Raw genomic sequence first — 10,040 nt, forward strand, 5'->3', positions numbered from 1 at the left:
TTTTTCGGCCTCGGGTTGTTTGTTGGGGGTGGGTGGCCGTCCCCCCCGGGGGGGCCGGGGGCGGCCCCCACCCCCCACGACCGTCAACGAACCCCCCGCGCGACGGACGTCGTGGGCGCGGCCCCGGCCCCCGTCCGGGCCGCTCAGGCCACCGGTATCCCGAGGGCCGCGAGGTCGGCGGGCGCGCGGGTGGTCAGGAACCAGTCGCGAAAGCGCGGGTGCGCCACGAGCTCCCCCGCCGGGGCCAGGGCGCTCTCCCCCACCAGGTGGCAGCGGTAGCCGTGCGGTTCCAGGAGGGCGCGCAGCCGGTCCGTGTCCGCGCCCGGCAGGACCTCGCACAGGATGTCGGGGCGGTGCTCGGCGAGGAACCTCCGGCCGTGCTCGAAGACGGCCGCCTCGGTCCCCTCGACGTCGACCTTCATGACCGTCCGCCCGCCGGGCGGGACCCGGTCGGTGAACGCGTCCAGCGCGACCACCTCGACCGGGACGCCGTCCGCGAAGGCCAGTTCGCTGGAGTAGAAGCAGGGCAGCGCCGAGTCCCCCGACTCGACGGGCATCACGACGGTGTCCCCGGGGTCGCCCACCCCGGTGTGGTGCAGGGTGACCCGGTGCAGGACCCGGTTGCGCACGCAGTTGTCCACCAGGGCCCGGTACACCTCCGGCACGATCTCGAAGGCGTGCGCGCGCAGGTCCGGGTTGACGGCGGTGCCGACCAGTGTGAACAGCCCGGTGTACGCGCCGATGTCGAACAGGGCGGCCGAGTCGCGGGCCGCCGCGGCGAACACCCGGACCGCGAGGTCGTCGGCGGGCTGCGGACGGCGGCCCCCGCCCCAGTACAGCTCCTTGGCGACGACGCAGCGGGACGGCGCGAGCATCACGTACCCGGCCCCGTCCACGCGGCCCGCGACCTCGCGGATCGCGGCGGGCGCGGGCAGCCGCCCGGTCGCGCGCAGTCCGGGCGCGGCCACCCGCACCGCGCCGCGCATCGCGAGGTTGGGCAGCCGCCAGCCCAGGACCCGCTTGACGTGCTTTTTCGTCCCGTACCAGCTGCGTCGGCGACCGACCGCGCCGCTGCGGTAGTCGACCACTGGGGGTTGTGTTCGCGGCATCTCGTTCTCCCGTGTGCCCGCGGCGACCGGTTTCTCCACCCCGCGGGCGTTCCCCGGCCGGTGGGTTCCATGCGGCGCGGACGCCGCTTCGGGGCCGGGTCGGCACCGTGCCCTCACTGTGAGCAATCATCGATCATCCGGGGCGGCCGTGCGGGGACCGACCCGCCCTTGCCGGGGGATGATTCGCGCCGCTGGGGGAACGTCCCCCGCCGGCGATGGGGCGCGATCCATCGCCGGCGGGGGACGCGTTCACGGTTCCGCCGCCCGGCCCGCCCTTCCGGGCGGTCCGGGCGAACGGCGGAACCCTGAGGAGAAGTTAATACTGAAACCAGTTCTAATACAAGGTTGGCGGCCGGGTTCCCGCCAAAGACAGCGCGTTCACCCCCTTGAGAGGAGGGAGGCGAAAGAAAAAGGAACAGAGTCCAACTTCTTCGGCCCCGGTGGAGCCCGGTGCGGGACGGGTTCGTGCGGCGGCCGGGGCGGCGCGGCCGGTCCGGCCCCGCGCGGTCGGCGGGGAGCTCAGTCGATGTTGAACTGCACGGCGGCGCGGTCCGCGAGCATCGGCTTGATGACCGCCAGCGCGGCCTGGTGGTCGGGGTGGCGCTGGTAGGCCAGGAAACCCGGCTCGCCCTCGACGTCCGCGACGACCGCGAAGTCGTAGTTCCCCGCCCCGATCCCCAGGTCCGCGCCGAACTCGTAGCCCCTGAGCTCGGGGATCACCCCGGGGAGCCTGCCCAGCAGCGCCTCCACCCGCTCGACCTGCTCGGGCGTGACGCCCTCGATCCAACGAAACAGCGCGATGTGCCGAATACCCATGCGGAAAACCTAGTCCACCCCGGATTCGGAACGCCGCGAGCCCCGCCTCCGGGGAACCGGAGGCGGGGCTCGCGTTCCGCGTCCCGGAGGGGCCGCGACGGCGCCCTCCGAGCGGACGGTCAACCGATCCTGGTGGTGACCAGGTAGGCGCTCGGGGCTTCGGGGTTCACGATGTCGTCGATCCGCCACAGCTGGCCGCCCACGGTGAAGGTCTCCCCGACCCGCACCTCGAGCAGCCCCGGCCATTCCTGCGGACCGCCGAGTCTGGCCACCGGTCGCCCCTCATCGTCCACCCAGAACCCGCCCCCTCCGACGGGACCACCGTCGAACCGGTCGTTTCGACCGTAGGTGATCTGTTCCTGCGCACCGACTTCATGGGCCACGTTGGACTCTCTCCCTGTCTCTTGAGATGAGCCTCAGTCATGCTAGTGCCGAAAAGTGCCGGGACCGCCTGTTCCGTCGACCCCGTCGGCAGTTCCCCGGAACCCTACCCGCAGCCCGGCGCGAAGCAACAGACAGCAAACCACTGTTTACCCACTATTTCAGTTCGGCAGCGGGCACGGCATGGAACGGCCCCGGTGACCGAGGTCACCGGGGCCGCCGACGCGCCGCCGCGGGGATTCACTCCCCCAGGTCGACCACCGCCGCGACGGGGCCCCCGCCCGAGGGGCCCTGGTGCACGGCCGCGACCGACACGAACACGGCGGGGTCGCCGGTGACGGCCGCCGTGACGCCGCCGACCGTCGCCTTGATCTGCCGGTGCCAGTGGACATCGCTGTCGTCCAGCATGATGTTGCGTCGTCCGCGCACCCGCCCCGTCGGGTCGGCCTCGCACTTGAGGAACACGTTGACCAGAGCGTCGCCGAGGTCGTCAGGGTGCGGCCGGTCGGGCAGCTTCAGCCCCGCCGAGCGGATGGCCTCCCAGATCCCGTCGGAGTCCAGCGCGTCCCTCATGACGCTGTGCCCCACCCGGAAGCGGCCGCCGACGCCGCGGGCGTTGCCCACGACCACGATCTGGGCGCGGTCCAGTTCGACCCCCGAGGAGCAGGAGGCGACCGAGGAGTACAGCGACAGGTCGGAGTGGATCTGCTCGGCCGTCGGCTCCTCGATCTCGCCGAGGGCCGTCGCGATGCCCAGCGCGGTCGTCGAGTTGGACACGTCCATCGACTTCAGGGTGTCCTCGGTGAACACCGTGTGCCCACGCGACTTGGCGTCGTTGATGGTGTCCAGCACCAGCAGCGGCGTCTTGGTCTGCACGTAGTGCACGTCCGCCGGGTCGGTGATCCCGGCGGTCCGCATCGCCGCGCGCACCCCGTCGGCGACCTTGGCGACCATCGCGGGCCTGCCGATGTCCTCGGGCAGGATCTGCTCGCTCATGGCCACGCCCACGGTCACCCGCGGCTCGTCGCCGGGCTCGTAGCGGCCCTCGGGGGCGTACGCGAAGACGGTGGCGTGCGGGGAGATCACTCCGTCGGTGCCGCCCGACCAGACCAGCGGCACCTCCTTGGCCTGCTCGTCGGTGCGGCTCCCCTTGGCGACCAGGACCTCGCGGAACGCCCGGTCCGCCAGGATGCGGGTGTAGTCGTTGACCCCGCCGTTCCCCTCGGTCTTCCCGATCACGGCGAGCACGTCGTCGGCCGCGAACACGCCCTCGTCGATCAGCCGGGCGAGCCCGGAGGCGTCCGTGACGCTCTCGATGGCGACCTTGTGTACTTCGATCGGCCTCGGCATGGTTGGGCCACCTCTCCTACTGCGTTGGTCGTTGAACTGAAGCCTCAGGGCTCGACGACGGTCCCGGCTGTTCCGGCGATCCCGTCGGCGAGCCGGTCCAGCGCCGTGATGACGGCGCGCCCGCCCCCCTCGGCCACGAACCGCAGCGCGGCCTCGACCTTGGGGCCCATGCTGCCTCCGGCGAAGTGGCCGTCGGCGGCGTGGCGGGCGAGTTCGGCGGCGCTGATCCGCCCGATGGGCCGGGCGTCGGGCGTGCCGTAGTGCAGCACCGCGTTGGGCACGTCGGTGGCGATCACCATGCTTCCGGCGTACACCGAGCGGGCCAGCAGCGCGGCCGTGCGGTCCTTGTCCAGCACCGCCTCCACCCCGCGCAGCGCGCCGGAGGGCTCGCGCACGACGGGGATGCCGCCCCCGCCCGCGGCGATGGGGACGACGCCCGCGGCCAGCAGCGCGCGCACCGCCGGCGCGTCCAGGATCTCCAGGGGCTCGGGGGAGGGCACCACCCGGCGCCACCCGCGCGGGCCGAAGTCCTCCCAGTTCTGGCCGAGCCCGGTGAACCGGGCCGCCTGGTCCGCGTCGACGTACCGGCCGATCGGCTTGCTCGGGCGGGTGAACGCCGGGTCGTCGGCGTCCACCCGGACCCGGGTGACGATCGCGGACGCGAACCGCGTGATGCCGCGCGCGTCCAGCGCCGCCTCCAGCGCGCTCGCCACGGTGAACCCGATGGTGCCCTGGGTCTGCGCCCCGCACCAGTCCAGTGGCACCGGCGGTACGACGTGCGCTGCCATCTCGTTCTTGACCAGCAGGTTCCCCACCTGCGGGCCGTTGCCGTGGGTGAGCACGACCTCGGTTCCCGTCGCGACCAGGGCGGCGACGTCGCCCATCGCCGCCTCCACGGCCCTGCGCTGGTCCTCGGGACGCGCGCTGCCGTCGGGGGTGGTCATGGCGTTTCCGCCGAGTGCGATGAGAACACGGCGCTGTTGGAGCATCTGTCTCCTCGTGAGAGCTGCGGGTGAAGCCGACTCTAGAGAACGCCACGGCCCAGTTCGCGGGCGGAGATTGCCCAATAACCACGATTCAGCTGTCAGACAACGCCAAGTCTCCGCAGCGGGTGCCCATCCGGATCTCGCGGCGCAGGCACTCGTAGACGTCCAGGCCCGGACGGCGCAGCAGATGGCGCAGCATCCGGCCGTTGCCGCGCAGGCCGTAGACGTCGTAGTAGTCGAACATCGCGGACATCATGGCGAGCACCGGCTCACTCGTCCCCGAGGCGCGGGCGTCCTCCCTCCACCGCTCCAGCGGGACCGCGACCGGGGTGATCGTCCGGCCCAGGGCCAGGCCCAGCGCCGAGGCCGCCTGGCGGACCGAGACGTTGGCCGGCCCGGCGAGCTCGTAGACCGCGAAGGAGTGGTCGTCGTCCCCGCCCTGGTCGTCCAGCGCGGCCAGCCCCATCCGGGCGTCGCCGGGCGCCCGGCCGTTCTCCACCGGGCGCACCGGCTCGGTCAGGCAGCGCGCCGCCACCGCCGCCACGTCCCACAGGTCCACCAGCGCGAACTCCACGTCGATGGAGTAGGGCACGCCCAGCGTCTCGGTCCGGCGCACCGAGTCGAGGCCGGTCAGGAGGTTCTGGACGTAGGGGCCGGGCTGGAGCACCGTGACGTCCAGCCCCGACCTGAACAGCGCCTCCTCCACCCGGAGCTTGGCCCAGTGGTGCGGCATCGCCTGGATCTGCGGGCGCAGCACCGAGTGGTGGACCACGCGCCACACCCCCGCGGCCCGGGCGGCCGAGATCAGCGCCTCGCCGATCTCGACCTCCTCGGGGCACATGTTGGGGGCGATGTGGTAGATCGCGGTGGCTCCCGCCGCCGCCTCCTTGAGCACCGAGCGCTCGCGCATGTCGCCGACCACCGCCTCGGCCGCCCCCCAGGCCAGCACGGCGCCCGTCTGCTCGCGCCGGCGGACCAGCGCCCTGGCGGGGACCCCCTTGCGCGCCAGGGCGGCCAGCACGGCCCGCCCGGTCTTGCCCGCGGCTCCGGTCACCAGGACTCGTGGTTGCAGCTGTGTCACAGTCGATCCACCTCCGAGGATCGCGCACCCCCGGACAGCACCGCGTACCCCGGCCCCCGGTCGAAGAAGGGCTGGTCGGGGGAACGCTCGGCTCGCATCTGGGCGCGCAGCCGCTCGGTCGCGGCGGCATCGGCCTCAGGGGCTGCGGTCGGTCCGCTGATGATCACACCGTAATCGGACCGGGCCGCGTCGCGGGTGACTTTGCCCCAAAGCACGTCGCGCACCACCGACTCGACCCTGCGGTCCAGCGGGTCCCCCCAGCCGCCGCCGCCCGTGGTGCGGATCCGGATGACCTCGCCGGCGCGCACCGGCTCGCCGTCGGCCAGTCCCTCGATCTCGCGCTCGGCGGGCCCGCCCGGGTCGATGGTGACCTGGAAGGGCCGCCCCGCCTTCCCGCCCCTGACCCCCCAGCAGGAGAGGATCGTGCGGTCCGCGATGGACATGAAGGAGGCGTCGCGCAGCATCCGGATGTGCTTCTCGTATCCCAGGCCGCCCCGGTACTCCCCCGCGCCGCCCGAGTCCGCGGCCAGGCCCAGGCGCTCGACCAGGAACGGGAAGCGCGACTCGGTGAACTCGGTGGGCAGGTTGCGCGAGTCCGGCACCACGTGGATGGTGTCCTCGCCGTCGGCGTAGTAGCGGCCGCCCGAGCCGCCGCCCAGGACCTCGCGCATCAGGTAGCGGTCGCCGTTGGCGTCGACGCCGTGCACCCCGGTGTACCGGATGGTCTCCTGGTCGGCGGGCATACGGCCGTCCACGGCCTTGGCCAGCACCCCCGACAGCACGCCGAGCAGGCGCAGGATGACGAAGGTGCGCGCGTTGGTGGGCGCGGGGAAGATCGGCGTGAGCAGGGTCCCCTTGGGCGGGAACCTCATCTCGATGAGCGGCACGACCCCCTCGTTGACGTCGAGTTCGGCCATCCGCTCGGGGGTGTCCGCGAGGTTGCGCAGGATGGGCGCCAGCCACTTCTTCAGGAAGTTGCCGTCGGCGTAGTCTCCGCAGTGGTTGATGGGCCCCTTGGCCTGCGGAGACGTCCCGGTGAAGTCGATGATGACCTTGTCGGGGACCTTGGTCAGGGTGATCCGCTGGGTGTGCAGCCTCGGCTCGTCCACGCCGTCGTGCTCGGCGTAGTCCTCCCACACGTAGGTGCCGTCGGGGATCTTGGCGAGGATCTCGCGCCGGTAGGTCTCGGTGGTCTTGTCCAGGATCGCGTCGAAGCACGCCTCCACGGTCGAGCGGCCGTAGCGGGTGAACAGCTCGCCCAGGCGGCGCGCGCCCATCAGGCAGGCCGAGCACTCGGCGTCCAGGTCCGCGGCCAGGGAGTCGGGCATCCGGGAGTTGCGGGTCATGATGCGCAGCGCCGCCTCGTTGGGCACGCCCTGGTCCCACAGCCGGATCGGCGGGACCATCAGGCCCTCCTCGTAGACCGAGGTCGCGCCCGAGGGCATCGACCCGGGGCAGGCGCCGCCGATGTCGTCGTGGTGGCCGAACGCCTGCACGAACGCGACCACCCGGGGGCCGTCGCCGTCGTCGTGGAAGACCGGCACGGTCACGCACAGGTCGGGAAGGTGGCCGATGCCGCCCTCGGACTCGTAGACGTCGTTGTGGAAGAAGACGTCGCCCGGGCGCATCGTGTCCAGGGGGAAGTCGCGGGCGACGGGGTGCACGAGCGCGGAGTAGGAGCGGCCGGTGAGCTTGCGCAGGCGGCGGTCGTGGATCCCGGCACGGAAGTCGTGGGCGTCGCGGATCATCGGCGAGCGCGAGGTGCGCGCGATGGCGGTCTCCACCTCCTTCTCCACCGAGGCCAGGGTGCCCTCGACGATCTCCAGCAGGACGGGGTCCACGGTGAGGGCTGCGGTGTTCGCGGTGGTCATGTCTCAGCGCTCCTGCTCGGTCGTGGCGGTCGTGGTGGTCGTGGCGGTCGTGGTGGTCGTGGCGGTGCGCTCGGCGGTGACCAGGACGTTGCCGTAGCCGTCGATCCGCGCGGTGAACCCGGGGTGCAGGGGGATGGTGGAGCCGAACTCCTCGATGACCGCCGGGCCCTCGATCCGGTCCCCGGGGGCCAGGTCGGGCCGCCAGTAGACGGGGGTGTCGCGGTACCCGGCCGCGCCGCCCTCGTCGAAGTAGACGCCGCGGCGCCCGGTCAGCGCGCGGTCGGCGCCGCCGCTGCCCGCGGGGAGCTCGCGCAGTTCGGGGCGGCGGATCCGGCCGATGCCGGTGACCCGCAGGTTCACCCACTCGACCTGCTGGCCCGCGTCGCCGCGGAAGTCGTAGCCGTACAGGGCGCGGTGGGCGTCGTGGAACGCGTCGGCGACCTCCTCGGCGAGCGCGGCGTCCACGTCCCCGTCCGGGACCGGGACCCGCACCTCGTAGGCCTGGCCGAAGTAGCGCAGGTCGGCGGTCCGCGCGTAGTGGTGGTCGGCGCGCGCGAAGTCCTCCTTGTCGAGGGCGAGCGCGGCCGACTCGGTCAGCTCCGCGAGGACGTCGGCGACCGAGGCCAGGTCCAGGTCGGCGTGCCGGGCCACGTGGGTGCGCACGTAGTCGTTCTTGACGTCCACGGTGAGCAGCCCGAACGCCGAGACGTTGCCGGGGTCGCGCGGCACGATCACCCCGGCCAGGCCCAGGATGTCGATCAGCCGGCACAGCAGCAGCGAGCCCGAGCCGCCGAAGGTGGCCATGTGGAAGTCGCGCACGTCCAGGCCCCGCTGCACGGTGATCTGGCGCAGCGCGTTGGCCTGGTTCCACGCGGAGATCTCCAGGATTCCGGTGGCGGCCTGCTCGACGCCGATGCCGAGCTCGTCGGCGAGCTTGGCGACGCCCTCGCGCGCGGCGCCGGCGTCCAGCGCGATCTCACCGCCCAGCAGGTGCGGCGGGATGCGCCCGAGCAGGACGTGGGCGTCGGTGATGGTCGGCTCGGTGCCGCCGTTGCCGTAGCAGATGGGGCCGGGGTCGGCTCCCGCGGACCGGGGTCCCACCTTGAGGGTCCCCTCGGGGGAGATCCAGGCGACGGAGCCGCCGCCCGCGCCGACGGTGACGATGTCGATCATCGGGATCTTGGACGGGTAGCGCCCGATGGAGCCCTCGGTGGTCAGGCCCGGCTCGCCGTCCAGGACCACCGAGACGTCCGTGGAGGTGCCGCCGCCGTCGAGGGTGAGGACCCGGTCGAACCCGGCGCGCCCGGCGATGAGCGCGGCGCCGAGCGCGCCCGCGGCCGGTCCCGAGAGCACGGTGGTGATCGGCTGGTGCACGATCTCCTCGGCGGAGAGCACGCCGCCGTTGGACTTCATGATGGAGAAGGGGACGCGCCGGCCGTCGCCGGTGAGCCGCGCGGCGTCCAGGCGGGCGCGGATGCCGCCGACGTAGCGGGCCACCCGCGGTTTGACCGCGGCGTCCACGAGGGTGGTCATCGAGCGCTCGTACTCGCGGTACTCGCGCAGGACCTCGGAGCTGATCGACACCACGGCGTCGGGGTGCTCCTCGCGCAGGATGTCGCGCACCCGCTCCTCGTGCCCGGGGTCGGCGTAGGAGTGCAGCAGGCACACCCCGATGGTGTCCACGCCCTGCTCGCGGAACCACCGCGCGGCCGCCCTCGCCTGCTCCTCGTCGAGCGGGCGGACCTCGGCGCCGGTGTGGTCCAGGCGCCCGCCGACGGCGCGCACGCGGTCCACGGGCACGATCCGGTCCGGCTTGACCCAGAAGTAGGAGTTGCCGTAGCCGTCGGGGACGGCCTGGCGGGCGATCTCCAGGACGTACTCGTACCCCTCGGTGGTGATGAAGCCGAGGCGGCCGATCTTGTCCTCGAGCAGCTGGTTGGTGGCCACCGTGGTGCCGTGCGAGACCGAGGCGACCTCGACCCGGGCGCTTCCGCCGAGCAGGTCGACGACCTTCGCGATGCCGTTCATGAACCCGTCGGCCGGGTCGGCCGGGGTCGAGGGGGTCTTGGTGGTGACGAGTTCACCGGTGTTCTCGTCCAGGGCGACGACGTCGGTGAAGGTGCCACCGGTGTCGATTCCGATCCGGACCCGCCGTTGCCTGGCCATCAGCGTCGCTCCCTGGTGTGTGACGTGGTCTGACGCCACGATTCAACTGCGCGGAGCGAAGCGTTTAATCGGCAAGTTGTGCCAACAGATTTGGCAGGTCTTGGTGAAGGGCCCTGCTGATCGTGACCTTTTCGGGCTCTCGGAGGCGGGTGAGACCCCGGAAAGGCCACGATCAGCAAGGAGGACTAGATCGTTGATGGGAAATCCCTGAAACGCCTGCGCCCATGGCGAAGGGCGTCGAGGATCGGTGTGTGAAAACTGACCTTGACGCCCTTCTGAC

8 protein-coding genes are annotated in these 10,040 nt (G+C 72.3%); all 8 read right to left on the bottom strand.

What is annotated here, in order from left to right:
* Positions 1–143 precede the first annotated feature (143 nt).
* The 8 genes from EV190_RS13015 to EV190_RS13050 all read right to left on the bottom strand — a co-directional run bounded on the left by EV190_RS13015 (position 144) and on the right by EV190_RS13050 (position 9,760).
* Positions 144–1,088 carry an FkbM family methyltransferase gene (locus EV190_RS13015; RefSeq protein WP_394345524.1) on the bottom strand — a complete coding sequence of 315 codons (945 nt, stop codon included), beginning with the start codon at positions 1,086–1,088 and terminating at the stop codon, positions 144–146.
* Positions 1,089–1,628: 540 nt separating this feature from the next.
* Complete coding sequence (locus EV190_RS13020; RefSeq protein ID WP_133741801.1) at positions 1,629–1,925, bottom strand: Dabb family protein; 297 nt, start codon at positions 1,923–1,925, stop codon at positions 1,629–1,631.
* 119 nt (positions 1,926–2,044) lie between these two features.
* Entirely contained in the window at positions 2,045–2,308 is a 264-nt protein-coding gene (locus EV190_RS13025; RefSeq protein ID WP_133741802.1) for a DUF6406 domain-containing protein, read from the bottom strand.
* A 238-nt stretch (positions 2,309–2,546) separates the two neighbouring features.
* A complete protein-coding gene (locus tag EV190_RS13030) occupies positions 2,547–3,656 on the bottom strand; it encodes a barbiturase (RefSeq protein WP_133741803.1) in 1,110 nt (369 codons plus the stop codon).
* 44 nt (positions 3,657–3,700) lie between these two features.
* Positions 3,701–4,645: a carbamate kinase gene (locus tag EV190_RS13035; RefSeq protein ID WP_133741804.1), complete on the bottom strand. Its 945-nt coding sequence runs from the start codon at positions 4,643–4,645 to the stop codon at positions 3,701–3,703.
* Positions 4,646–4,733: 88 nt separating this feature from the next.
* Positions 4,734–5,723: an SDR family oxidoreductase gene (locus EV190_RS13040; protein ID WP_166655453.1), complete on the bottom strand. Its 990-nt coding sequence runs from the start codon at positions 5,721–5,723 to the stop codon at positions 4,734–4,736.
* Positions 5,720–7,594 (bottom strand): hydantoinase B/oxoprolinase family protein, encoded by a 1,875-nt coding sequence (locus tag EV190_RS13045; protein WP_133741806.1) that lies wholly within the window; start codon positions 7,592–7,594, stop codon positions 5,720–5,722. The genes EV190_RS13040 and EV190_RS13045 overlap by 4 nt, the downstream gene beginning before the upstream one ends.
* Before the next feature lie 3 nt (positions 7,595–7,597).
* Positions 7,598–9,760: a hydantoinase/oxoprolinase family protein gene (locus EV190_RS13050; protein ID WP_133741807.1), complete on the bottom strand. Its 2,163-nt coding sequence runs from the start codon at positions 9,758–9,760 to the stop codon at positions 7,598–7,600.
* Between the last annotated feature and the right edge of the window lie 280 nt (positions 9,761–10,040).

The sequence above is a fragment of the Actinorugispora endophytica genome (assembly GCF_004363075.1).
Taxonomy (GTDB): Bacteria; Actinomycetota; Actinomycetes; order Streptosporangiales; family Streptosporangiaceae; genus Actinorugispora; species Actinorugispora endophytica.